Annotated in this window: 22 protein-coding genes and 1 tRNA gene; 6 read left to right on the top strand and 17 right to left on the bottom strand. The window is 70.6% G+C overall.

Features of this window, described 5'->3' with window-relative positions:
• Positions 1 to 116: 116 nt before the first annotated feature.
• Positions 117 to 190, bottom strand: a tRNA-Met gene (locus ACFVFH_RS08450).
• Positions 191 to 242: 52 nt separating this feature from the next.
• Positions 243 to 3,221 (bottom strand): UPF0182 family protein, encoded by a 2,979-nt coding sequence (locus tag ACFVFH_RS08445; protein WP_383765590.1) that lies wholly within the window; start codon positions 3,219 to 3,221, stop codon positions 243 to 245.
• 137 nt (positions 3,222 to 3,358) lie between these two features.
• Here ACFVFH_RS08445 and ACFVFH_RS08440 point away from each other — a divergent pair, with 137 nt between their 5' ends.
• A complete protein-coding gene (locus ACFVFH_RS08440) occupies positions 3,359 to 3,919 on the top strand; it encodes a PPA1309 family protein (protein WP_383765106.1) in 561 nt (186 codons plus the stop codon).
• A 31-nt stretch (positions 3,920 to 3,950) separates the two neighbouring features.
• On the opposite strand, the gene ACFVFH_RS08435 is transcribed toward ACFVFH_RS08440, so the two are convergent.
• The 4 genes from ACFVFH_RS08435 to ACFVFH_RS08420 all read right to left on the bottom strand — a co-directional run bounded on the left by ACFVFH_RS08435 (position 3,951) and on the right by ACFVFH_RS08420 (position 7,188).
• Positions 3,951 to 5,039 carry a PDZ domain-containing protein gene (locus ACFVFH_RS08435; protein ID WP_383765104.1) on the bottom strand — a complete coding sequence of 363 codons (1,089 nt, stop codon included), beginning with the start codon at positions 5,037 to 5,039 and terminating at the stop codon, positions 3,951 to 3,953.
• 143 nt (positions 5,040 to 5,182) lie between these two features.
• The gene (locus ACFVFH_RS08430) at positions 5,183 to 5,353 is read right to left on the bottom strand and encodes a hypothetical protein (RefSeq protein ID WP_383765103.1); all 171 of its coding nucleotides are present in this window, start codon (positions 5,351 to 5,353) and stop codon (positions 5,183 to 5,185) included.
• Between the two features lie 128 nt (positions 5,354 to 5,481).
• Positions 5,482 to 5,943: a molybdenum cofactor biosynthesis protein MoaE gene (locus ACFVFH_RS08425; RefSeq protein ID WP_383765101.1), complete on the bottom strand. Its 462-nt coding sequence runs from the start codon at positions 5,941 to 5,943 to the stop codon at positions 5,482 to 5,484.
• A gap of 102 nt (positions 5,944 to 6,045) precedes the next feature.
• Positions 6,046 to 7,188 (bottom strand): SDR family oxidoreductase, encoded by a 1,143-nt coding sequence (locus ACFVFH_RS08420; protein ID WP_383765100.1) that lies wholly within the window; start codon positions 7,186 to 7,188, stop codon positions 6,046 to 6,048.
• A gap of 192 nt (positions 7,189 to 7,380) precedes the next feature.
• Here ACFVFH_RS08420 and ACFVFH_RS08415 point away from each other — a divergent pair, with 192 nt between their 5' ends.
• Entirely contained in the window at positions 7,381 to 8,835 is a 1,455-nt protein-coding gene (locus tag ACFVFH_RS08415; RefSeq protein ID WP_383765098.1) for a zinc-dependent metalloprotease, read from the top strand.
• Positions 8,832 to 9,377 (top strand): NUDIX hydrolase, encoded by a 546-nt coding sequence (locus ACFVFH_RS08410; protein ID WP_383765096.1) that lies wholly within the window; start codon positions 8,832 to 8,834, stop codon positions 9,375 to 9,377. Before ACFVFH_RS08415 ends, ACFVFH_RS08410 begins: the two co-directional genes overlap by 4 nt.
• Positions 9,378 to 9,457: 80 nt before the next feature.
• Here the strand turns inward: ACFVFH_RS08410 and ACFVFH_RS08405 are convergent, their stop codons facing one another.
• The 4 genes from ACFVFH_RS08405 to ACFVFH_RS08390 form a co-directional block, all read right to left on the bottom strand.
• Positions 9,458 to 10,213, bottom strand: a complete 756-nt coding sequence (locus tag ACFVFH_RS08405; RefSeq protein WP_383765095.1) for an AIM24 family protein — start codon at positions 10,211 to 10,213, stop codon at positions 9,458 to 9,460.
• A gap of 19 nt (positions 10,214 to 10,232) precedes the next feature.
• Entirely contained in the window at positions 10,233 to 10,913 is a 681-nt protein-coding gene (locus tag ACFVFH_RS08400; protein WP_383765094.1) for an AIM24 family protein, read from the bottom strand.
• An 11-nt stretch (positions 10,914 to 10,924) separates the two neighbouring features.
• Complete coding sequence (locus tag ACFVFH_RS08395) at positions 10,925 to 12,604, bottom strand: TerD family protein (RefSeq protein WP_383765093.1); 1,680 nt, start codon at positions 12,602 to 12,604, stop codon at positions 10,925 to 10,927.
• Positions 12,605 to 12,711: 107 nt separating this feature from the next.
• On the bottom strand, positions 12,712 to 13,335 hold the full coding sequence (locus tag ACFVFH_RS08390) for a M48 family metallopeptidase (RefSeq protein WP_383765091.1): 624 nt from the start codon (positions 13,333 to 13,335) through the stop codon (positions 12,712 to 12,714).
• 218 nt (positions 13,336 to 13,553) lie between these two features.
• On the opposite strand from ACFVFH_RS08390, the gene ACFVFH_RS08385 reads away from it, so the two are divergent.
• On the top strand, positions 13,554 to 14,699 hold the full coding sequence (locus ACFVFH_RS08385) for a ThiF family adenylyltransferase (RefSeq protein ID WP_383765089.1): 1,146 nt from the start codon (positions 13,554 to 13,556) through the stop codon (positions 14,697 to 14,699).
• Positions 14,700 to 14,740: 41 nt separating this feature from the next.
• Positions 14,741 to 16,243 (top strand): ABC1 kinase family protein, encoded by a 1,503-nt coding sequence (locus tag ACFVFH_RS08380; RefSeq protein WP_383765087.1) that lies wholly within the window; start codon positions 14,741 to 14,743, stop codon positions 16,241 to 16,243.
• A 371-nt stretch (positions 16,244 to 16,614) separates the two neighbouring features.
• On the opposite strand, the gene ACFVFH_RS08375 is transcribed toward ACFVFH_RS08380, so the two are convergent.
• The 5 genes from ACFVFH_RS08375 to ACFVFH_RS08355 all read right to left on the bottom strand — a co-directional run bounded on the left by ACFVFH_RS08375 (position 16,615) and on the right by ACFVFH_RS08355 (position 20,661).
• Complete coding sequence (locus ACFVFH_RS08375) at positions 16,615 to 16,830, bottom strand: hypothetical protein (RefSeq protein ID WP_383765085.1); 216 nt, start codon at positions 16,828 to 16,830, stop codon at positions 16,615 to 16,617.
• Between the two features lie 236 nt (positions 16,831 to 17,066).
• Positions 17,067 to 17,390: a hypothetical protein gene (locus ACFVFH_RS08370; protein ID WP_383765589.1), complete on the bottom strand. Its 324-nt coding sequence runs from the start codon at positions 17,388 to 17,390 to the stop codon at positions 17,067 to 17,069.
• 32 nt (positions 17,391 to 17,422) lie between these two features.
• Entirely contained in the window at positions 17,423 to 17,791 is a 369-nt protein-coding gene (locus ACFVFH_RS08365; protein ID WP_383765084.1) for a WhiB family transcriptional regulator, read from the bottom strand.
• A gap of 173 nt (positions 17,792 to 17,964) precedes the next feature.
• Entirely contained in the window at positions 17,965 to 18,303 is a 339-nt protein-coding gene (locus ACFVFH_RS08360) for a hypothetical protein (protein ID WP_383765082.1), read from the bottom strand.
• 165 nt (positions 18,304 to 18,468) lie between these two features.
• Positions 18,469 to 20,661, bottom strand: coding sequence for an ATP-dependent DNA helicase UvrD2 (locus ACFVFH_RS08355; RefSeq protein ID WP_383765080.1), 2,193 nt, complete (start codon positions 20,659 to 20,661; stop codon positions 18,469 to 18,471).
• Positions 20,662 to 20,980: 319 nt separating this feature from the next.
• Between ACFVFH_RS08355 and ACFVFH_RS08350 the strand changes: the two genes are divergently transcribed.
• Entirely contained in the window at positions 20,981 to 21,235 is a 255-nt protein-coding gene (locus ACFVFH_RS08350) for a mycoredoxin (protein WP_329919845.1), read from the top strand.
• Positions 21,236 to 21,308: 73 nt separating this feature from the next.
• Here the strand turns inward: ACFVFH_RS08350 and nudC are convergent, their stop codons facing one another.
• Both nudC and ACFVFH_RS08340 read right to left on the bottom strand, forming a co-directional pair.
• Positions 21,309 to 22,256 carry an NAD(+) diphosphatase gene (gene nudC, locus ACFVFH_RS08345; RefSeq protein ID WP_383765079.1) on the bottom strand — a complete coding sequence of 316 codons (948 nt, stop codon included), beginning with the start codon at positions 22,254 to 22,256 and terminating at the stop codon, positions 21,309 to 21,311.
• Positions 22,257 to 22,300: 44 nt separating this feature from the next.
• Positions 22,301 to 23,695: a dipeptidase gene (locus ACFVFH_RS08340; RefSeq protein ID WP_383765077.1), complete on the bottom strand. Its 1,395-nt coding sequence runs from the start codon at positions 23,693 to 23,695 to the stop codon at positions 22,301 to 22,303.
• Between the last annotated feature and the right edge of the window lie 82 nt (positions 23,696 to 23,777).

Raw genomic sequence — 23,777 nt, 5'->3', positions numbered from 1 at the left:
ACGTCCGGGCTCAACTCGTGCCCCGCGAACCGCACTTCACGCACCCTGCACAAGAAAGTCACCGGGACACGACGAAGGCCCGGATCCTCGAAAGGATCCGGGCCTTCGTCTTTCAGTAGCGGGGACAGGATTTGAACCTGCGACCTCTGGGTTATGAGCCCAGCGAGCTACCGAGCTGCTCCACCCCGCGTCGTTGTGTTGCAACCGTACCACGACGCGGGGGTGAGCCTTTACCGGGTTGCTCAGCCACCACTGTCAGCGCTGGCTGGTTTCTCCTTTTTGTCCGAACTGCTTGCTTTGTCCGCACCCTTTGCGCTGTCCGAACCGTTCGCACCGTCCGAGCCGTCGGCGCTGCCCGGCTTCGGCTGGGCGGCCGCCGCGCGCTTCAGCGCGTCCTGCAGATCCTCCTGGGCCTTGCCGTAGGCGGACCAGTCCTGGTCCTTCAGGGCCGCCTCGCCCTCCGCATAGGCCTTCTGCGCGTCCGCGATCGCCTTCTTCAGCGCCGCGTCGCCGGTGGCCGGCGGCTGCGTGGTGTCGCCCGGAGGCCGGGTGGTGTCCGAGGGCGGCTGGGTGGTGTCGGATTCCGTCACCCCGAAGACCGCGTTGAGTGCCTCGCCGAGGCTGTTCTCGAAGACGGTCTTCGACCCGTAGGACGCGGCGACCTTGCGCAGCAGCGGGTAGTTCTGCGTGCCACCGCGCGTGTAGACCGGCTCGATGTAGAGGAAGCCCCCTTCGAGCGGCACGGTCAGCAGGTTGCCGTACTCGATGTCGGAGTCGGTTCCCTTCAGGTTCCTCACGAACTCGGCGACGTCGTCGTTGCCGTTGAGCTCGCTCTGTACCTGGCCGGGGCCCTTCACCGTGGAGGTGACTCTCAGCAGCCTTATCGTGCCGTAGTCCTTGCTGGCCGCGTCCGCGTCCACCGCCATGAACGCCCCGAGGTCGGGCCGCCCCTTCGGGGTGAACGTGGTCGTCAGCGAGAACTTCTGGGCCGTCTGGTCCGGCATCTTTATGCTCAGGTAGTACGGCGGGACGGCACCGGACTCCTTGTTGGTCGGGTCGTCCGGGACCTGCCACGCGTCACTGCCGCTGTAGAACTGCGCGGGGTTGGTGACGTGGTAGCGGGTGAGCAGCTCGCGCTGCACCTTGAACAGGTCCTGCGGGTACCGCAGGTGGTCCATGAGCTCCTGCGGGATGTCCGCCCGGGGCTCCACCGTTCCCGGGAACGCCTTGCGCCAGGTCTTGAGGACCGGGTCCTTGGTGTCCCACTCGTAGAGCTTCACCTTGCCGTCGTACGCGTCGACGGTGGCCTTCACCGAGTTGCGGATGTAGTTGACCTGGTTCTGCTGGGCGACGACCGCACGCTGGTTGGTGGTCAGCGAGTCGGCCGTGGTGTCGCCGAGCGTCGTACGCGAGGCGTACGGGTAGCCGTTGGTCGTGGTGTACGCGTCGACGACCCACTGGATGCGGCCGTTCACCACGGCCGGGTAGGCGTCGCCGTCGATGGTCAGCCACGGGGCGACCGCCTCGACGCGCTCCTTGGGCGTGCGGTTGTAGAGGATCCGCGAGCCCTCGCCGATGGCTCCCGAGTACAGGATCTGCGGCTCGCTGAACGAGACGGCGTACGCGGCGCGGTTGAAGGCGTTGGAGAGGCTGACCCCGCTGTTGCCCTTGTAGCTGGTGGTCTTCTCGCCGTCCTCCTCGTAGTCGAGCTCCTTCTGGGGCCCGCCGACGATGGAGTACTGCTCGGTCTTCTCGCCGTAGTAGATCTGCTGCTCGTACGTGCCGAGGTCGCCGGTGGTCGGAAGACCGGACTCGGTGAAGTCCGGCGAACCCTTCGGGTTCTTGCCGGTCGTCGTGCCCCGGGCCGCGATGGCGCCGTAACCGTGGGTGTAGGTGAAGTGGTCGTTGATCCAGTTGCGCTTGGGGATGCCGTCGAGGTTGAGCTCGCGCAGACCGATGACCGTGTCCTGGTCCTTGCCGTCGGCGTCCTTATAGCGGTCGACGTCCAGCGTCTTGGGGAACTGGTAGTAGTTCCTCTTCTGCTGGAGCTGCTGGAAGGCCGGGGAGACGACGTTGGGGTCCATCACCCGGTAGCTGGCGGCGTCGTTCGCACTCGCGCGCAGCTTGGTGTCGTCGTCCGTCGTGCTCTTGCCCGAGTAGTCGTCGACCTGCGCGTTGTCGATGTCGTACGCGTCACGCGTCGCTTCGATGTTCTTGCGGATGAACGGCGCTTCCTTGGCCTGCTCGTTCGGCTGGACCTGGAACTTCTGGACGATCGCCGGGTACAGCCCGCCGATCAGGATCGCCGAGAGCACCATCAGGCCGAAGCCGATCACCGGAAGCTGCCAGGTGCGGCGCCAGAGCGTCGCGAAGAACAGCACGGCGCAGATCGCGGCGATGCAGAACAGGATGGTCTTCGCCGGCAGGTAGGCGTTGGCGTCGACGTACCGCAGGCCCGTCCAGTTGTCCGTGGCCTTGAAGTCGCTGGACTTCACGGCCAGGCCGTACCGGTCGAGCCAGTACGCCACGGCCTTCAGCGAGACGAAGACACCGAGCAGCACCGACAGATGGCCGGTGGCCGCGCCGGTCGCCCGCGCGCCGGGGCTGGTGACACGCAGCCCGCCGTACAGGTAGTGGGTCATCGCGGCGGCGATCAGCGAGAGCACCGTGGCCGCGAAGCCGAAGCCGAGCAGGAAGCGGTACCAGGGCAGATCGAAGGCGTAGAAGGACACGTCCAGATGGAACTGGGGGTCCTTCTGCCCGAACGCCACGCCGTTCACATACATCAGCCAGGTACGCCACTGGCCGGAGGCGGATGCCCCGGCGATCAGCCCGACGAGCGCGGTGATCGCGAGCAGCACCCACTTCTTGTACGGGGCGAGGCTCATCCGGTAGCGGTCCAGGCTCTGCTGTTCCAGGGACATCGCGCTCAGCGGCGGCCGGAGCCGGTGCGCGAGCCAGATGTTCAGGCCGACGGCCACGGCCATCAGCAGTCCGAAGACGAGGAACAGCCCGATCTTGGTCCACAGGGTGGTGGTGAAGACGGATGAATACGCGACCGACCGGTACCAGAGCCAGTCCGTCCAGAACCCGGCGAACATGACGAACGCCATGGCGAGAATCGCCAGGACGCCCAGTGTCATGAGCAGGGTACGGGCACGCCGGGACGGGCGGCCGACTCTGATCCGTGGCCCGGTCGGGCCTCCGCCGCGGTCCGGCATCTGGAAAGCCAACGTGCGCACCTCGAAGTTCGCGGGTCGTGTGGAGCGGGCCCAGCGATCGTAGAGCCCACCTATGCAACTTACTGAGGCTTTACCTAGTTCCCGTTCCCGGGGCGGAAGGAGGCAGGATATTGGCCATGTCCAACGTTTCCCCCTCAGGCCCTCCGATGGCCGCGAGCCCGCTCACCATCGCCGTGCTCGAAATCGACGAGTACATCTCCGGCCTCGGCTGGGACCAGCCGGCCCGGCTCTTCGCCCTGGTCGACACCGCCAAGCTCCGGGTCCAGGAGCCCGGTCTCGCCGCCCAGCTCGGTCTGGACGGCGCCGAATCCCCGACCGCCTCACTGACCCCCGTCGAGCAGGACGAGCTGCCGCCGGGCACCGCCCTGGACGAGTTCCTCGCCACGATCGCCTGGCCCGACGCCGTGACCGGGTGCGCGATGACGGTGGAACGGCTGATGCTGCCGCCGTCCGCCGAGGCCTCCGTGCCCGAGGGGCTCGACGACGCGCAGCTGACCAAGTGGGTCGCCAAGCACCCGGAGCGCCAGGAGGTGCGGATGACCGTGGCGGTCCTCCGGGACGGCACGCGCGAGTCGGCCGTACGGCTCCGCTCCAAGGACACCCCCAGCGAGGTGCGGACCGGCGCCGGTCTGGTGCCCGGACTGGCCGACGCGCTGGCCGCGACCTTCGAGGCCTGATCCCGCCGCGTCCCCGCGCAGGGGGGCGCGGTCAGCCTGCCGAGCAGCTCGGCAGCCCGGCCGTGTCCCCCACCCGGATCTTCTCCAGCGACTTCTTCGCGTCGTCGATCGTCCTGACCTTCACCAGCGTGAGTCCGCTCGGGGTGTCGGAGGCGGCGGCCTTGCAGTTCTCGTCCGGGGTCAGGAAGAACCTGGCCCCTGCGTTGCGGGCGCCGACCAGCTTCATGTTGATCCCGCCGATCGGGCCGACCTTGCCCTTGTCGTCGATCGTGCCGGTGCCCGCGATGAACTTGCCGCCCGTGAGGTTGCCGGGCGTCAGCTTGTCGATGATGCCCAGCGAGAACATCAGACCGGCACTCGGGCCGCCGACGTCGGCGAGCTTGATGTCGATCCGGAACGGGAACGTGTGGTCCGTCCCGGCCTGGATGCCGACGATCGCGCGGTTCTCCTTGGGGGCCTTCACGGTGGTGATGACGACCTCGCGGCTGCCCTCGGGCTCCTTGCCGGCCTTCTCGGCCGCCTGGGCCGTGCGGGCGGGGACGACCGTGAAGGTGACCTTCTCGCCGGGGTCGTGGCGGGTGACGAGCTTCGCGACGTCCTCGGGCTGCTTGACGGGGGTGCCGTCGACCTGCTTGATCACATCGCCCGCGTGCAGCTTGCCCTGGGCGGGGCTGTCCTTGACGACCGTGGAGACCACGACCCGCGACGTCACCGGGATGCCCAGCTCGGTCAGCGCGGCGACCTTGGCGCTCTCCTGGGACTGGCTGAACTCCTCGGCGTTCTCCTGCGTCGACTGCTGCTCGGTCTTGCCGTCGGGGTACAGGGTGTCGTGCGGGACGACCACGCTGTCGTGGGCCAGCCAGCCGTAGACGGACTCCACGAGGTTCATGTCGTAGTCGGCTCCGGTGACCCGGACCGTCGTCATGTTGAGGTTGCCGGACGTCGGGTACGTCTTGTGTCCGGAAATCTGCAGGACGGGTTCGCCGCCGACCTTGCCGAGGGTGTTCACGGTGGGCCCGGGAGACATCTCCGAATACGGCACTTTGATCAGCACGCCGGCGCAGAGCAGCGCGATGAGGATCAGCGTGGAGGCGAGCATCGTCGCGGTGCGGCGTGGCATGGAACGACAGTACGGGAAGGGTCTGTCAGTGCACCGCCGGGGCCGGTCCGTACGGGGCGGGAAACCTGGCGCGGGCCGCGCCCGAGGGCGTCGGCGGCAGGGTTCCTGCGGCGGATCGGCGACTGCGTACGCGCGGTGGAACGTCAGGCGATGTCGGAACCGGAAGGAGACTTCTCCATCGCCTCGCGGAAACGGGCATAGCCGGCGAGCTCGGAGACATCGCCGGTCGTTCGATTACGGGTGGCCCAGCTTCCCCATATCGCAGCGCCGAGCGCAGCGAAAAGCGGAATCGTCAACCAGGCAAGTGCTGCCATTACGACCTCCCTACCTCGTGAGCGACCGTAACTGACCGATCAGCAGATTAACCGTCTGGGACACCAACGCTCACGGCAGGGGTCGGGTTACGCAAATCGGGCCGGACGGCTTCCCGCCCGGCTTGCGTTCAGCAGGCGCCGACCCACTCCTCGGTACCGTCCGAGAAGTGCTGGTGCTTCCAGATCGGGACCTCGTGCTTGAGGTCGTCGATGAGCTTGCGGCAGGCCGCGAAGGCCTCCGCGCGGTGCGGACAGGAGACGGCGACGACCACCGCGATGTCGCCCACTTGGAGGTCGCCCACCCGGTGGACCGCGGCCAGCGCACGGACGGGGAAGTCCGCGACGACCTTCTCGGCCACCCGGCGCATCTCGTCCCGCGCCGAGGGGTGGCAGGAGTACCCGAGCCCGCCGACGTCCTGACCGCCGTCGTGGTTGCGCACCGTGCCGACGAAGAGCGCCGTGCCGCCCGCGGCGTCGTCCCCGACGGCCCGGAAGACCTCGTCGACCGAGAGCGGGGTGTCACGGATCTCCAGCAGCCGGACGGGGTCGCCCGCCGCCTGCTCGCCGGGGTGGTCGTACGTGGGTGCCATGGGGCCCATGGTGCCGCACGGCACCGACAAGGCGGAATAGCGTTTTCCACCGGCGGGCCGCCCCTGACCTTGGAGCCTTCTACAGAAGCTCCGCGGCAGCCCTCAGATGCGGCGGCGGGCCTTGCGGGCGCGGCGGACCAGGGCGGCGGTGCCGAGCAGCGCCACGGTCGCCCCGGCGGCGCCGGCGGCGGTGGCGTCCTTGCGGCCGAGGCGGCGTCCGGCGACGGTGTGCCTGCCCTCCACCTCTTCGAGGAGCGCGGCGAGCACTTCCTCGTTGGTCCAGCTCGGGCGCCAGCCCACGTCGTGCAGCCGGCTCACGCTGACCACCCAGGGGTGCATCGTGTACGCCAGGTCGCCCGCCGGGGACGGGGTGAGGCCGATCCGGTGCAGCCGGGCGGCAGCGCCCAGGGCCACGGCGGAGGGCAGCTCCATCCGCCGGACGCCGCTGAGCTCCTCGACCTCCTCCTGTTCCAGCCAGCCGTCGCAGCCGACCGCGAACTCGCCGTCGATCCTCTCCAGCGCCGCGTACTCCAGGGCCGTGACCAGGTCGTCGACATGGCAGAACTGCCAGGCCGGACGCGAACCGGCGACGACCAGGAGGCGCGGTGACTCGAAGTAACGGGTCAGCGCGGTGTCCGTGCCGCCGACCAGGACGGTCGGCCGGACCACGGTCACGTTGAGTCCGGGGTGGGCGCGGGGCGCGCGGCGGCCGAGCCGTTCGATCTCCAGGAGGTCGCCGACGCCGGTGGCCTCGGCCGTGGCGCGCAGCTCGGCGTCCTCGGCGAGCGGGATGTCGTTGTCGGGCAGCGCCCCGTAGACCATCGCCGAGGTGCACAGCACGACCCGGTGCACGCCGACGGCGGCGGCCGCCGTCAGCACGGTCTGGGTGCCGCGCACGTTGTACGCGGTGCGGGCGGCGGGGTCGGTCTCCAGGTCGAGGTCGAGTGCGAGATGCACCACGACGTCCGCGCCGCGCAGCTTCTCCGCGATGGCGGGGTCGCGGACGTCGAGAACGTGCCAGGTCGCCTCGGAGACGTCGCCGCGCCGCTCGTCGATGGCGATGACCTGCTTGATCTCCTCGGAGGCCGCGAGGCGTGCGGTGAGCAGCGCGCCCACGCCCCCCGCGGCTCCGGTGACCGCGACGACGGGGCCACGGTTCCTGGAACGGCTCTTCTCTGGTTTGTTCTCGGTCGAGGGGGCGGACAGGTTTCGCGCTGCGCGAACCTGAGGATCTGGGGAACTCACCGGGCGTCTCCAGCGGTTGTCTTCAGTACGTACCCGAATGACGCGTGCGTACCAGGTGGCGTCCATCCTGCCGCAGGCCGGGAGCCGACGGAGCACTGAGGGCCTGAGCGGTCTTTTGGTGTCTACGCTGGATGGTGATGTCGGGCAGTCGCCGTCGGTTCGAGCCGGCGGCCCTATGAGCCGAGGAAACCCGTGAGTGACACCCCATTCGGATTCGGCCTTCCGCCGGAGGAGCCGGAGAACGGCGACGAGGGCAAGAAGAAGGACCCCACCGGAGGTGGGCAGGGCTCGGGCGGGCCGGCGAACCCGTTCGGCTTCGGGCCCGGCGCGGGCGGGGACAACCCGTTCGCAGCGATGTTCGGCTCGATGAACCCCAATGACCTGGGTGCCGCCTTCCAGCAGCTCGGCCAGATGCTGAGCTACGAGGGCGGCCCGGTGAACTGGGACATGGCCAAGCAGATCGCCCGCCAGACGGTCTCGCAGGGCACGCCGGACGGCACGAAGGACGCCAGCGTCGGCCCGTCCGAGCGGTCCGCCGTCGATGAGGCGCTGCGCCTCGCCGACCTCTGGCTGGACGGCGTGACGTCGCTGCCCTCCGGTTCCGTCTCGACCGTGGCCTGGAGCCGTGCGGAGTGGGTCGAGGCGTCCCTGCCGGCCTGGCAGAAGCTGGTCGACCCGGTGGCGGAGCGCGTCGGTCTCGCCATGGGCGATGTGCTGCCCGAGGAGATGCAGGCGATGGCCGGCCCGCTGATCGGCATGATGCGGTCGATGGGCGGCGCGATGTTCGGCCAGCAGATCGGGCAGGCCGTGGGCGTGCTGGCGGGCGAGGTGGTCGGTTCGACCGACATCGGCCTGCCGCTGGGCCCGGCGGGCAAGGCCGCGCTGCTCCCGCTGAACGTGGAGCGGTTCGGCAAGGACCTCAGCGTGCCGCAGGACGAGGTGCGGCTCTATCTCGCGCTGCGCGAGGCCGCGCACCAGCGCCTCTTCGCGCACGTCCCGTGGCTGCGCTCGCATCTGTTCGGCGCCGTCGAGGGCTACGCCCGCGGCATCAAGGTCGACACCAGCAAGCTGGAGGACGTCGTCGGCCAGTTCGACCCCTCGCAGCCCGAGCAGCTCCAGGACGCTCTTCAGCAGGGCATGTTCCAGCCGGAGGACACCCCGGAGCAGAAGGCCGCCCTGGCCCGGCTGGAGACGGCGCTCGCCCTCGTCGAGGGCTGGGTGGACGCCGTGGTCCACGAGGCCGCGAAGTCCCGTCTGACCTCGGCGGACGCGCTGCGCGAGACGATGCGCAGGCGCCGTGCCTCGGGTGGTCCGGCCGAGCAGACCTTCGCCACGCTCATCGGCCTGCAGCTGCGCCCGCGGCGGCTGCGCGACGCCTCGCGGCTGTGGGCGTCCCTCACCGACGCGCGCGGTCTCGACGGGCGCGACGCCCTGTGGGAGCACCCCGACATGCTGCCGACGGCCCAGGACCTGGACGATCCGGACGGCTTCGTGCACCACGAGCAGCTGGACTTCTCCGAACTGGACAAGATGCTCGGCGAGGCCGCCAAGGGCCCGCAGAAGCCCGCCGCGGAGGGCAAGGACTCCTCCGGGACCGCGGAGGCCGAGGGCCGCGAGGACGACGACAAGGGCGACGGCGACCGGTGAGCCTGCACGACGACGCCGCCCTCGTGCTGAAGGGGTACGACGACCCGGCGGACCCGGCCCAGGGCGAGCTGCGCCAGACCTATCTCGACCACCTGGCGCAGCATCCCGACGGCATGTGGAAGGCCTGCGGAGCGGGCCATCTCACGGCGAGCGCCCTGGTCGTCGACCCGGAGCACGGCCGGGTGCTGCTCACCCTCCACCGCAAGCTCCGGATGTGGCTGCAGATGGGCGGCCACTGCGAGCCGCAGGACGCCTCGCTCGCCGCCGCGGCACTGCGGGAGGCGACCGAGGAGTCCGGCATCCCCGGCCTGACCCTCCTCGCGGGCGGCCCGGTCAGGCTGGACCGCCATGCGATCCCCGCGCCCTGCCACTGGCATCTGGACGTGCAGTACGCCGCGCTGGCGCCCTCCGGCTCGACGGAGCGGATCAGCGACGAGTCGCTGGACCTGCGCTGGTTCGCGTACGAGGAAGTCGCCTCGGTGGCCGACACCTCGGTCGTACGGCTGGTGGAACGCGCGCGTGCCGCGCTGGAGCGCCGGTAGGAGCGGTCCGTGGCACGGGCGAGGGGCGGCCTCCGTGGAGACCGCCCCTCACTGTCGCGCGCCCGCCGGTGCGTGGTGGCTCAGTTCCAGGAGTTGTTCTGGTTGTAGCCGTGGGCGCCCTGCTGTCCCATCCCGTACTGGGCCCGGATGCCCTGGCCGATCTCGTGGCCCTGCGGGGGCAGCACCTCGCTCGGCTGGACCAGGGCGAAGCCCTGGCCGAGGAAGCTGAGCTCCCAGCCCTCGCCGGTGTTCCCGCGCCTCCGCCAGACACCCGAGGAGTGCGTCTGGGCCTGCATCTGCACCCGCAGCGAGCTGGACCAGGCGACGATCGCGTCGGCGTCGGCGTTGACGTACTTGTCCGGCGTGACCTGCATCATCAGCGGCTGGCCCGAGGTCATCAGAGCGACCTTGCCGGTGCCGGAGATGTTGAGCTGGTACTTCCCGGTGCCCGAGATGCCGTACTGGCTGTCCACCGCGATGACCTCGGTGTGCAGCGCGGAGTCCAGCGCCAGGACGTAGGCGCTGTCGACCGTGATGCCGTCGTGGTCGACGTCCACCACATGGATGTGCTGCGCGAGGTTGGCGAGGAAGACGGTGCCCTGCCCGGAGCAGCGCATCAGGTCGAGGCCCTCACCGGTGCTCGCGCGGGCGTGGCGCTGCCCGTGCGACTGGTACTCGCCGTCGAACTCCATCAGACCCTGGTACGCGACCATGGCGCCCTTGCGGGCGAGGACGTCGTCGTGGCCGGTCAGCGCGACCCGCAGGAGCTGCGGGTTCTGGATGGCGTAGCGGTCCTGGGACTGCTGTTCCGTGTAGCTGAAGAGTGGACTCTGCATGGTTGTTCTCCTCCCCCTGTCAGTTCCGGACCCGCAGGCGGTCGGTACTGTCCTCGCTCGGCTGTACGACGACGACGCCCTGGCCGGAGAACGCCATCTGGTAGGCCTCGCCGCTGCCCCGTCCGATGAGCGAGGAGGCCTTGAAGCTGCGCTTGCCCTTCACCTTCAGGTTCGGGGACCACGCCACGAGGGCGTCCGGGTCGACATAGGTCTCGTCCTCGCCGCGTCCGCAGTCGACGACGATCGGCGTGCCGCGCGAGGTGATGGCGACCCAGCCGGTGCCCGAGATGCAGACGTTCCACAGGCCCTGGCCGGCGAACTTGGCGAGGCCCTTGACCCGCTCCACACCCCAGGTGAGGTGGCCGTCGAAGGCGAGGACATTGGTGCCGTTGACCGAGAGGGAGTCGTTGTTGAGGTTGATGACGACCACGTCGGCGCCGTAGTCGGCGAGGTAGAGCAGCCCGTCCCCGGAGCACTTCATGATCGGCGTGCCCTCGCCGGTGATCCACTGGGACGCGATCTGCCGGACGGCGGGCGGGTTGGGTTCGTACTGGATGAAGCCCTCGTAGGCGACCATCGAGCCGGTACGTGCGTAGAGGTCCTGGCCGGTGGCCATGGCGACCTTGAGCATCGTGCTGCCGTGGTTCTCCATGCGGGCCGTGACGGGGGTCGGGGCGTAGCCCGCGAGTTGCTGATTCATGACGGGCTCCCTCAGACCTCGTAGGGCTGGACGACGATGAAGTTGCCGGGAGCGCCCCGGAACTGGAGGTTCACGGTCTCTCCGCTGTGCCCCGGGTAGGCGTTGCGGCGCAGCCGGACCTGGCTGGAGATGATCACCTGCGAGGCGGACGACCAGGCGACGACGGCGTTGCAGTCGGCGAAGGTCGTCGGTGTGACGGGCAGGACGACGGGCACGCCGTGGGTCTTGACGACGACCGTGCCGGTGCCCTGGAACTGCATGGTGAACAGGGCGCCGCCGGGAATGCCGTGGCCGTCGATCCTGCGGACCTCGTACTGGAGCGTCTCGTCGAAGGCGAGGACGTTCTCCGCCGAGACGCAGATGCCGTCGCCCTGCAACTCGATCGCGTGCAGATGGGAGGCGTCCTCGGCGAAGAAGACCTGTCCTCGGCCGGTACAGCGCATCAGCTGCATTTCCTGGCCGGTGGCGTTGCCGACGATACGGCCCACGAAACCGGCGCCCTTGTAGCCGAAGTCGACCTTGCCCTGGTACATCACCATGCTGCCCTGCCGGGCGAGCACGGGCGTGTCGCCGACGGTGAGGTCGACCCGCATGAGCTTCTGGTTCTGCGGGGTCCAGCGCTGTCCGGTGGCCGTCTCCTTGTACAGCTGGAGCGCCGCCTGGAGACCGCCACCGGCCTGCGGCAGACCCTGCGGTACTCCCTGGGGCGCACCGGGCGGCTGCTGACCGAACGGGGCCGGTGGCTGCTGGCCGTACGGGGCGGGCGGCGGGGCCTGCTGGCCGTACGGGCCGGGGGGCTGCTGGCCGTAGGGCGCGGCAGGGGGTGCCTGCCCGGGGACCTGCCCGAACTGCGGCTGCTGGGGCGGGTGGCCCGGCTGCCCGAACGGGGCGGGGGCGGGGGCGGGCGGCGGCACCACGCCGCCGGGAGGTACCAGCGGCGCAGCCATCGTCGGAGCGGCATGGATCTGCTGCTGCGGCGTGGGGATCGGGGCGGGGGCCGGGCCCGGGGCCGGGGTACCGAAGGACGGCGCCGGCTGCGGGGCCTGAGGCGGCTGCGGTGCGGCGGGAGCACCGAAGGACGGGGCGGGGGCCGGTGCGGCCGCCTGAGCGGGCGGGGCGAACGACGGCGCCGCTGCCTGCGGCTGCGGCGCGGCGGGCTCCTCCTCGGCTACCTCGCCGCCGAAGTTCTTCAGCAGTGCTTCGAGGCCGCCGTCGAAGCCCTGGCCGACCGCGGCGAACCGCCAGACGTCCTTCATGTAGAAGTCGCCCAGCATCACCGCACGCTCGGTGGTGAACTCCGAACCGTTGAAGGCGTACCTGACGACTTCCTCGCCACCCGCGACGATCCGGATGTATCCGGGGCCGATCTGGGACATCTGCCCGGCGCCGTCGACCGTCGCCGTGAACGACAGCTTGTGGATGTTCGCCGGGATGCGGTCCAGGGTGACGCGGAACGACTCGGTGTCGCCGGCCTGGGCGCCGAGAAGCTGAATGGACTCCTCGGGCGATTTAGGCTGATTGAAGAAGATGAAATACCGGTCGTCGGAGAGCTGCTCATTGGCGTCGAGGCCGAAGCAACTGATGTCGAAGGTCAGTCCCTGACCGGCGATCTGCACACCTACGTACAGATCCGTCCCCGGTGTGAGATCGCTGATCTTGGCCTTGTGGCCGCGTTGGAATTCCCTGGCCATGCGTAACGACCGTCCCCCATCCCGAATGTGAATGCGTCGCGTCAGGCTAACCGCAAACGCCGACACCCGGCCAAGCCGGTACACACCCGGTACAGAATCGGTGAACGTCACTCACCACGCGCGGCGGGCAGATGGGGCAGCCGGTCGGCGGCGACCACCCCCTCCAGATATCCGCGTGCGCGCTCGGTACGGGGATACGCCTCCAGCAGCCGCCAGAAGCGAGGACCGTGGCCGGGGACGAGCAGGTGGGCCAGCTCGTGGACGAGTACGTAGTCGACGACGTACTCGGGCATGCCCTGGAGCCGGTGCGACAGGCGGATGCTGCCTTCGGCGGGGGTGCACGACCCCCACCGGGTGTTCTGATTGGTCACCCACCGCACCGATGCCGGTCTGGCCCGGCCCTCGAAGTACTGGGCGGACAACTGAGCCGCCCGCTCCGCGAGTTCGCCGTCGCCGAAGACCCGCTTGCTCTCCTGCGCCGCGAGCTTGTCGAGCATGACGCCCACCCAGCGCCGCTCCTCGGCCTCCGACATCCGGGCCGGGATGAGCACGATGGTGCGGTCGCCCTCCCGGTACGCGGAGACCGTTCTGCTGCGGCGATTGCTCCTGCGGACCTCGACCGCGCTGGTCACGGGGGCACGGCGCGGCCGGTCCACCGCGCCGCGCTGCTGGGTCCGGGCGCTGCGCGCGGGGGTCTCCCCGGCGAATCCGGGTGACGGGTCGGCGGGCACGCCACGACGTTACCCGGTGTCCGTGGGGTAAGTCCCGCCTCCGGGACGGTTCGCCTTGATCCACTCCACGGCATGCACCATTTGAACGACTAATACCCCATGCCTGTGGACAACTTTCCGCACGCTTCGGCGCCCGCCTGCATTCTGGCAACGGATCTCGCGAAGATCCGGGCCCGCGCCCGCACACATGGATCAAGGAACACAGACCGGGGGTAACCATGCATCCGATGTTGAAGCCCGCACTGCGCCGCGCATGGCGCAGCCGTGGGACCGTGCAATTCGGGGTGACTCACGCGCACGCGGTGAAGTTCGGCCCGCTGGATATCGCCACGGGCAGTTTTCTGGAACTGCTCGACGGAACGCGCGGCCTGCCGCTGCTGCGCGAGGAAGCCCGGACGCTGGACCTGTCGGACCATCAGGTGGACACCCTGGTAGCCCGATTGGCGAACGCGGGGCTGATCGACGACGTACGGTCCGCCGGCCCGGAGACCGAAACGTTGCGGAACCGGCCCGGCGCGCTGGACCGGCACCGGCCGGATCTGGCCTCGCTCTCCGTCGTCCATCCCGAACCGGGCGGCGGGATGCGGCGGCTGGCGGCGCGTCGGGGGATGCGGGTCCAGGTGCGGGGCGCCGGCCGGGTCGGGGCCGCCGTCGCGGCGGTGCTGTCGGGGTCGGGGGTAGGCAGGGTGGAGGTTCTCGACGGCGGGCACACCGAGCCGGGTGATGTCTCGCCCGGCGGGCTTCCGTCGGCGGCCGTCGGGGAGCGCAGGGACACCGCCGCCCGTCAGCTGGTGCGCAGATCCGCCGCGGGGGCGGCTCCCCGGGCGGCGGAGACGGCGGGTTCCCCGGCCGGTGGCGAGCCGGGGCTGTCGCTGGTCGTGGTGGCCCCTCGCGACGGCCTCTCGGTGTACGCCCCCGACCCCCGGTCTGCCGAACCGTGGATCGCGTCGGGGACTCCTCATCTCTACGCCGGAGTGATGGAGGCGACCGGGGTCGTCGGGCCCCTGGTCCTGCCCGGGGGCACGGCCTGCGCCGGGTGCCTGGCCCTGGAGCGCGCCGCCCGGGACGAGGACTGGACCAGGATGCTGTCGCAGTGGCGGTCCGGGCGGCGCACCGCCGTGCAGGCCTGCGATCTGGGCCTGGCGACGGCGGTGGCGGGGCTGGCGGCCGCCCATGCGCTGTCCTTCCTGGACGGGGACCTGCCCGCGAGCACGGGGACCCGCTGGGAGGCGGCGCTACCGCTGCTGGACTGGCGGTCCGAGCGCCTGGGACCGCATCGGGACTGCTCCTGCGGAGCGGCTGGGCACACGGGGAGGGAGCGCTCCTCCGGGACCGGGGCGAGGCAGGACACAATGGCCGGGTAACCGCCGCACGCGGTACGGCAGTCTGGGATTTGGAGGGGCTCATGTCTGATCTACCCCGGAAAGCGGTCACCCGTACCGCCAAGCTGGCCGCCCTGCCTCTGGGCTTCGCGGGCCGGGCCACGTGGGGTCTGGGCAAGCGGATCGGCGGGAAATCGGCGGAGTTGGTCGCCCGGGAGGTGCAGCAGCGCACCGCCGACCAACTGTTCAAGGTCCTCGGCGAGCTGAAGGGCGGGGCGATGAAGCTCGGGCAGGCCCTGTCCGTCTTCGAGTCGGCCCTGCCCGAGGAGGTCGCCGGTCCGTACCGGGCGGCGCTCACCAAACTCCAGGAAGCCGCGCCGCCCCTGCCCAGCGGCACCGTCCATGCGGTGCTGGCGGAACGGCTCGGCGAGGACTGGCAGGAGCTGTTCCTCGAATTCGAGGACAAGCCGTCGGCCGCCGCCTCGATCGGTCAGGTGCACCGGGCGGTGTGGCACGACGGGCGGCACGTCGCGGTGAAGGTGCAGTATCCGGGCGCCGGGGAGGCGCTGCTCTCGGATCTGACCCAGCTCAGCAGATTCGCCCGGCTGCTCGGTCCGTTGATCCCCGGGATGGACATCAAGCCGCTCATCACGGAGCTGCGCGACCGGGTCTCGGAGGAGCTGGACTACGAGCAGGAGGCACGGTCGCAGCGGGATCACGCCGAGGAGTTCGCGGACGACCCGGACGTGGTGATCCCCGGTGTGGTGCACCAGTCCGACCAGGTGCTGGTGACGGAGTGGATGGACGGTGTCCCGCTCGCCGACGTGATCGCGGAGGGCACGCCGGAGCAGCGGGACCGGGCCGGTCAGTTGCTGGCCCGTTTTCTCTTCTCGGGGCCCGCGCGCACCGGACTGCTGCACGCGGACCCGCACCCGGGCAACTTCCGGCTGCTGCCGCCGGACGAGGAGGCCGCCGAAGACGGGGAGTGGCGGCTGGGAGTCTTGGACTTCGGGACGGTGGACCGGCTGCCGGGCGGTCTGCCCCAGACCATCGGGGACTCCCTGCGACTGACGCTGGCGGGCGAGGCGGACGCGGTGTACGAGCTGTTGCGCGGGGAGGGGTTCGTCAAGGACACGATCGAGCTCGACCCGGATGCGGTGCTCGACTATCTCGTCCCCATCATCGAGCCGGCGCAGGTGGAGGAGTTCACGTTCACCCGGAGCTGGATGCGCAATCAGGCGGCACGGATCGCGGACCCCCGCTCCCCCGCTCATCAGCTCGGCAAGCAACTGAACCTGCCGCCCGCCTATCTGCTGATACACCGGGTGACGCTGAGCACGATCGGGGTGCTGTGCCAACTGGGTGCCACGGTGCGGCTGCGCGACGAGCTCTCTTCCTGGTTGCCGGGTTTTCTTCTGCAGGACGAGCAGGAGCAGGACGGAAAGGATCTGGAGCAGGACGGAAGCGGGCTGGAGCGGGGCGGAAGCGGGCTGGAGCGGGACGCGGAAGGGCCGACGGTCCAGGAGTTGGCCCCGCAGAAGTCGGCCGAGCGGGAGTTGGCGGGCGACGCACCCGCCGGGACGTAGTCCGCCGGGACGTAGTCCGCCGGGACGTAGTCCGCCGGGACGCATCCCCCGCCCGCACTCCCACCGGACCGACCGCCTTCAGGCGGGGCCGCCGCCGGGGGTTGCGCCGACGGGCGGTGCGCCTTGGGGGGCGCCACCGGACGGATCGCCCCCGCCCCCGGGCGGGGTCGGCGGAACCGGTCGCCGGACGGGGCGGCACCCGACGGGTCGGCCGGGTCGGCCCCCTCGGGTACGGCAGCAAGTGGCAGGTCCGCCGGGCTGTCGCTGCCGGAAGGGGGGCACCCGACGGGTCGGCCGGGTCGGGCAGGTCGTCCCCTCTCCGACAGGGCAGTGCCCTGTGGTGCTGCCGGGGGCCGCTTGCTGGTGGGTGGTCACCACCAGGCGGAGTCGAGGCGGCTCTCGATCGACCGGATGTGGGTGCGGGCACACTCTTCGCAGAAGTACTGGTGGCTGCCGTTCTCCACGGAGCAGATCCAGGTCGGCGGCGCGGTCTCGCCGTCGGCCGCGGTACCGCACAGGGCACAGGCGACGGCCGCCGCGTCGCTCTGCGCGGGCCGCTGCGTCCGGTGCTGTTTCTCCTCGTCCACCTCGTGACGATAACGCCGTCGTCGCCGTGCCGCGCGGCGTCATTGGGCGGTGCCCCTGCGGCACGGCACTCCCACGGGGCATCGCCCCGGGCTCCGCCTCAGGCCGCGGTCGCGGAACACGACCGCGGGGCCGGTCCGTCCGGACCGGCCCCGCGGAAGGGGTACTGGCTGGGTACTGATCGCTGCCGGGCGGAGAGCGGCCGCCCGGCAGCGGGTCCTGCTGGAGTTCGGCGTGACTAGTGCATGACTGCCATCGCCAACGCCCGGCGGGCGCGCATCGAGGCGCGCTCGGCCCGGCGCTGCATCCGGCGCGCGTTCACCAGGCGCACGGCCTGCCGCTGCACGTCGGCCTCCCTCAGGCGGTCGTGCATATGAGCACGGGCCAAGGCTTCTGGGATGAGTTGCATTTCGCGGGTCCTGTTCTGACGCGAGTCGTTCGCGCCGATGATCGTGACGTTCGGTGTTGCGGAGCCGACGGGCTCATGAGTGGGGACGGACATTTCTGCCTGATTTCGGGGTTCGTGGGTGTGGGGACGATCGATGGTGCCGATGCGCTTCATGTGTTTGGGGGCCGTGACCCCCAGTCCGGCGGTCACGCCGCGACCGGGTTCTTGCGCGGACGACCACGCGGCCGCTTGCGAGCGACGACGACGCCCTGGATGAAGAGCTCACCGCCCCAGACGCCCCACGGCTCGCGACGCTCCTTGGCACCCGCGAGGCAGGCCTCGACGAGCGGGCAGGTGCGGCAGAGGGACTTGGCGTACTCGACGTCGGCGGGCGACTCCGCGAAGAAGACCTCCGGGTCGTAGGAGCGGCACGGGACGGGCACGCCGAGGTTCTCGATGGCGTCGTCGAGCGCGGTGAGCGCAGTGAGGGGGATCAAGGTGGAGTCCTCCGTGAGGCCGGGCGGCGGGATCGTGTCGGAAGTCGGTACGGACGGGGCGTGCGCTTCGAGTTGCACGGTGGGTGGTGTCCTCGTCTGGTCGTTCCGGCCTGTTGGCCGGGTGGCGGCTGGTACCGGGTACTGCTTGTCCCGAGGCTCCTTCGCGCTGTCTCGTCCGTTTGGACAAAACAAAAGGGCCGCGGATCCCGAGTGGGGTTCCGCGGCCCTGAAGGCGCCGGCCTGATGGTGAATCAGGCTGGATCACTCCAGGGTTCAGGCCCACGGAAGGCCCACATCGTGTGGTGGTGCATCGTCTGCTTCTTGGCGCCGGATTCCGCTCCCGCACCGACGGCCGCAAAGGCATAGGCCTGGGCGGCCCGTCCCTTCGCTACTGCTGCTGCCGGTGCCTGAGCCGGTCGCTCATTGCGCTCCTGCACGGGGAGGCTCGCCGGGGACAGCGGACGGGCGGCGGAAATGCCGGACAGACCGGTGCCACGGAGCGAGGACTCGGAGGAGCACGCGAGGCCGAGCGAGCAGGCGGAGACGACCGAGAGATCGGTCATTTTGTTGGTCTCGATGATGCTGATCACTTCAATCGCCTCCTCTCGGCGTCTCGGGCGGACCGGCGGGCCGGTCCTACGTATTCGGATAAGTACAGCACAGGACCACGGCTTCAGAGAAGTCGCTGTTCCCGTGGTTAAGAACCTATGGTGACGACTGGGGCGGGCGCAAACTATTTTTTCGACGAGTTTTTCTCACATCTCGTCAGCGGTCCCGCCGAGCGCTTCCTCCACCGTCTCACCTGCGCAAATAGCGAGGACGGCGGTTCCGAACCGGCCCAGCTTCCGCGCGCCGACCCCGGAGATCACCGCCAGCTCGCCCTCACTGCCCGGTACGGCCTCGGCGATCGCCATCAGCGTCTTGTCCGTGAAGACGCAGTAGGCGGGCTGACCGATCTCCTTGGCCCTCACTGCCCGCCAGTCGCGCAGCCGCTCGTACAGCGCCTCGTCCATGTCCGAGGGGCAGTCCTCACAGCGCATCAGCTTCATCTCGCCGGCGTCGGTGAGGGTCCGGCCGCAGACCCGGCACCGGGCAGGGCCTCGACGGCCACGCTTGGGAACCGGCCCGGGACCCCGTTCGATCCCGCCGCCACCGGCCGCGCCACGCGCGCCGAGGGGCACCGAGCCGGGGCGCAGGCCGTTGAGGAAGCGGCTCGGGCGCCGTCCGGCGCGGCCGCCGGGCGAACGGGAGAGCGACCACGACAGCGAGAGGTGGACACGGGCCCGGGTGACGCCGACGTACAGCAGTCGGCGTTCCTCCTCGATCTGCTCGTCGGTCTTGGCGTAGGTGATCGGCATCATGCCCTCGGTCAGGCCGACCAGGAACACGGCGTCCCACTCCAGGCCCTTCGCCGAGTGGAGCGAGGCGAGGGTGACCCCCTGGACCGTGGGGGCGTGCTGGGCGGCTGCCCGCTCGTCGAGCTCCGCCACCAGGTCGGAGAGGGTCGCGCCGGGCCGGGCCCGTTCGAATTCCTCGGCGAGCCGGACCAGGGCGGCCAGGGATTCCCAGCGGTCGCGGACCGCCCCCGAGCCCGCGGGGGGTTCCGAGGCCCACCCCTTGGTGGAGAGCACCACGCGTACTTCCGCGGGCAGCCCCTCCGCCTCGTCGAGCAGGGGGTCGTTGCCCCCGGCGCGGGCGGCGCCGCGCAGGGCGACCCCCGCCTCCCGCACCTCCGCCCGCTCGAAGAAGCGCTCCGCGCCCCGCAGCTGGTACGGCACACCCGCGTCCGCGAGGGCCTGCTCGTAGACCTCGGACTGGGAGTTGACCCGGTAGAGCACGGCGATCTCGCCGGCCGGGACTCCCGCGGCGATCAGATCGCGGATCCGGCGGGCGGTGCCCTCGGCCTCCGAGGGTTCGTCCGCGTACTCCGTGTAGGAGGGCTCGGGGCCGGGCTCGCGCTGCGAGACCAGTTCGAGCCGGTGCTCCGCCGCGCGGCCGCGGGCCTGGCCGAGCAGTCCGTTGGCCAGGTGGACCACCTGTGGGGTGGAGCGGTAGTCCCGGACCAGCTTGACCACCGTCGCCCGGGGGTGGCGGGTGCGGAAGTTCAGCAGGTGGTCGGGGGTGGCTCCGGTGAAGGAGTAGATCGTCTGGCTGGCGTCGCCGACGACGCACAGGGTGTCCCGGTCGCCGAGCCAGAGGTCCAGCAGCCGCTGCTGGAGCGGGCTGACGTCCTGGTACTCGTCGACGACGAAGTGCTGGTACTGGCGGCGGACGTGGTCGGCGATGTCGTGGCGGTCCTGGAGGATGGCGACCGTGAGGAGCAGCACGTCCTCGAAGTCGATCACCGAACGGTCGCGTTTCAGCTCCTCGTACGTCGCGTAGATCTGGGAGATCTCGGCCGGGTCGCGCGGGGCGTCGCGCTGGGTCTTCGCGATCACGGCCGGGTAGTCGGCGGGCACGGTCTGGGTGACCTTGGACCACTCGATCTCGCTGGTGACGTCCCGCAGCTCGTTGCGGTCGAGCCGGATGCGGCAGCGGGCAGCGGCCTCGGCGACCAGCTGGACCTTGCGCTCCAGCAGCCGGGGCAGTTCGCCGCCGACCGCCTTCGGCCAGAAGTACTGGAGCTGGCGCAGTGCGGCGGAGTGGAACGTGCGTGCCTGGACGCCGCCCGCGCCGAGCTGGCGCAGCCGTCCGCGCATCTCACCGGCGGCCCGGTTGGTGAACGTGACAGCCAGTACGCTCCCGGGCTGGAGTATTCCGGCGCGCACTCCGTACGCGATGCGATGGGTGATCGCACGCGTCTTGCCGGTACCGGCTCCGGCCAGCACGCACACCGGGCCGTGCAGGACCGTGGCGACCTCGCGCTGCTCGGGGTCCAGGCCGTCGAGCACGGCGTCCGCCGACTCGGGGACCTGCGGGAAGAGGGAGGAATGCGTTGCTGCTGTCACCCTGCCAATGCTGCCAGGTCGGAAGAGACGGGCGTGGAAGTTGTCCACAGGGGAACCGCATCCGTCGTACTAATGCACCGCAGGCCCGGCCGATGGTCCACTGATGGACCGCAGCCCCCGATCCCATCCACCGCAGTCCCGTGAACCGTGGGCGGCTGTGGGAATGGCGGTCGCCTCGCGTACGTTCCCCTTCCGTGCGGTGACGCACGGTCCAGCTTCTCCGCGTGACGGATGAGACGGACGGGCCGGACGGGACGCACGGGTCCGGCAGGACCGCAGGCGAGTCCGGAAGACTGACGAGACCAAGGAGCACGAAGACATGTCGGGCACTGTGACGATGTACAGCACCACGTGGTGCGGCTACTGCCGTCGGCTCAAGAGCCAGATGGACCGCGAGGGCATCGCGTACAACGAGATCAACATCGAGCACGACCCGCAGTCCGCGGCCTTCGTCGAGAAGGCCAACGGGGGCAACCAGACCGTTCCCACCGTCCTGGTGGTCGGCTCCACCGGTGCCGAGGCCGTCATGACGAACCCGTCCCTGGCTCAGGTCAAGCAGGCGCTCGCCGCCTGACCGCGCCTTCCGTCGTACGCGGACGCCCCCTCCGGTCGAGCACCGGAGGGGGCGTCCGCGTACGGGAACGGGGTCAGGCGGCGCTGCCCGGCTTCGGGAGCGGCTTGCCGTACCAGATCTCGATCAGCCGGGCCGCGATCGAGATGCCGAACGGGGGCAGGATCTCGCCCGATTCGAAGGCGGCCTTCAGGTCCTCGCGGGAGAACCAGCGGGCCTCCTCGATCTCCTCGCCGTCCACATTGATCTCGAACGAGGTGGCCCGTGCCATGAATCCGAGCATCAGGCTCGACGGGAACGGCCAGGGCTGGCTGGCGATGTACTCGACCTCGCCGACCGTGATGCCCGCCTCCTCGAAGACCTCGCGCGCCACGGACTGCTCGATCGACTCGCCCGGCTCGACGAAACCGGCGAGCGTGGAGAAACGGCCCTCGGGCCAGTGCACCTGGCGGCCCAGCAGGGCGCGGTCCTGGTCGTCCGTCACGAGCATGATGACCGCGGGGTCGGTACGCGGGTAGTGCTCGGCACCGCAGGCCGGGCAGCGGCGGATGTGGCCGGCCGCCGCGATAACCGTGCGCTCGCCGCAGCGGGAGCAGAAACGGTGCAGGCGCTGCCAGTTCTCCAGGGCCACCGCGTGCACCATCAGGCCCGCGTCGCGCGGGCCGAGCAGCAGACCCGCCTCGCGCAGTCCGGCCGGGCGGGCCGGCTGGTCCATGCGGCCGGGCAGGGAGTCCTTCTGGAGCGCGAAGTAGCTGACGCCGTCCTCGTCGGTGCCGAGGAAGTAGCGGTGGGTCTCGGTGACCGGGGCCTCGAAGGCCGGGGTCATGACGATCTCCGTACCGCCGTCGGCGGTGTCGTCGATCAGCACCTGGCCGCCGGAGACGACGAACACGCGGGTGGTCGGGTGGCTCCACGCGGCGGACAGCCAGGCCTCGTCGAGGCGGTGGTGCGCGGCGCGGTCGATGCCGCTGGGCGCGGTGAGGCCGATGGGCCGGTCTGCGGTGGCGTTGTCGAAGGTGCTCACAGGTGCTTCCTACTCCCCCGGGATGGATCGGGTGTTCAGAGGATTCAGCGGAGTGCGGCGGCCAGATCGCCCCACAGGTACGCGGTCGTCTCCACGCCCTTGAGCAGGAGGTCGAGCTCGACCTTCTCGTTGGGGGCGTGCCAGCCGTCGGACGGTACGGAGATGCCCAGGAAGAGGACGGGGGCGCCGAGCACGTCCTGGAGGTCGGCGGCGGGTCCCGAGCCTCCTTCACGGGTGAAGAGGATCTTCTGGCCGAAGGCCCGTCCCATGGCGCGGGCCACGGCCCGCAGGGCGGGGTGGTCCAGCGGGGTCAGACAGGGGCGGGTGGCCGGGGCGAAGGCGATCCGGTGCCCGAGGCCGGCCGGGAGCCGTGCCTCGGCCCAGGCCCGGACCACGTCCTGGATCCGGTCGGGGTCCTGGCCTGCGACCAGCCGGAAGCTGATCTTCACCAGTGCGGAGGACGGGATGATCGTCTTGCTGCCCGCGCCCTGGTAGCCGCCGCCGATGCCGTTGACCTCGGCGGTGGGGCGGGCCCAGATGCGCTCCAGGGTGGAGTAGCCCGACTCGCCCGAGGTGGCGCGCGACCTGGCGGTGCGCAGCCAGGTGGCCTCGTCGAAGGGCAGCTCGGCGAGGAGGGCGCGCTCGGCCTCGGTGAGCTCGGCCACTCCGTCGTAGAAGCCGGGGATCGCGACGCGGCCGTCCGCGTCGTGCAGCGCGGCGACGATCCGGGCGACGGCGGTGGCCGGGTTGGGGACCGCGCCGCCGAACGAACCGGAGTGGATGTCCTGGTCGGGGCCGTACAGCTCGATCTCGCACTCCGCGAGGCCGCGCATGCCGGTGCAGACCGTGGGGGTCGACTCGTCCCACATGCCGGTGTCGGAGACGATCACGGCGTCGGCGGCGAGCCGGTCGGCCCGCTCCTCGACCAGGGCGCGGAAGTGCGGCGAACCGGACTCCTCCTCACCCTCGATCAGGAGCTTGAGGTTGACGGCGGGGGTGGTACGGCCGGTGGCGGCGAGGTGGGCCCGGACGCCGAGGGTGTGGAAGAACACCTGTCCCTTGTCGTCGGCGGCGCCGCGCCCGTACATCCGGCCGTCGCGGATCACCGGCTCGAACGGGTCGGTGTCCCAGCCGTCCTCGCGGGCGGCGGGCTGCACGTCGTGGTGTCCGTAGACGAGGACGGTCGGGGCGTCCGGATCGTCGGACGGCCAGTGGGCGAAGACCGCCGGGGCGCCGGGCGTCTCCCAGATCTCGGTGACCGGGAAGCCGGTCTCCTCCAGCTTGGCGGACAGCCACTCGGCGCTGCGCCGTACGTCACCGTCGTGCTCCGGCTGGGCGGAGACGGAGGGGATGCGCAGCCAGTCGGCGAGGTCGTCCAGGAAGGCTGTGCGGTGCTGCTCGGTGTACGTACGGACGGCGCTGTCCGGGGTGTCGCTCATGGCATTGAGCCTAGTGCCTCGCCCGGCGGGGTCCGCCCGCCGCTGTGCTCCCCCGCCGGGCGGCCGTGGTCCGGCGGACAGG

Source organism: Streptomyces sp. NPDC057697, from assembly GCF_042799335.1.
Classification (GTDB): Bacteria; Actinomycetota; Actinomycetes; order Streptomycetales; family Streptomycetaceae; genus Streptomyces.
This window is presented reverse-complemented; position numbering and strand designations above follow the sequence as displayed.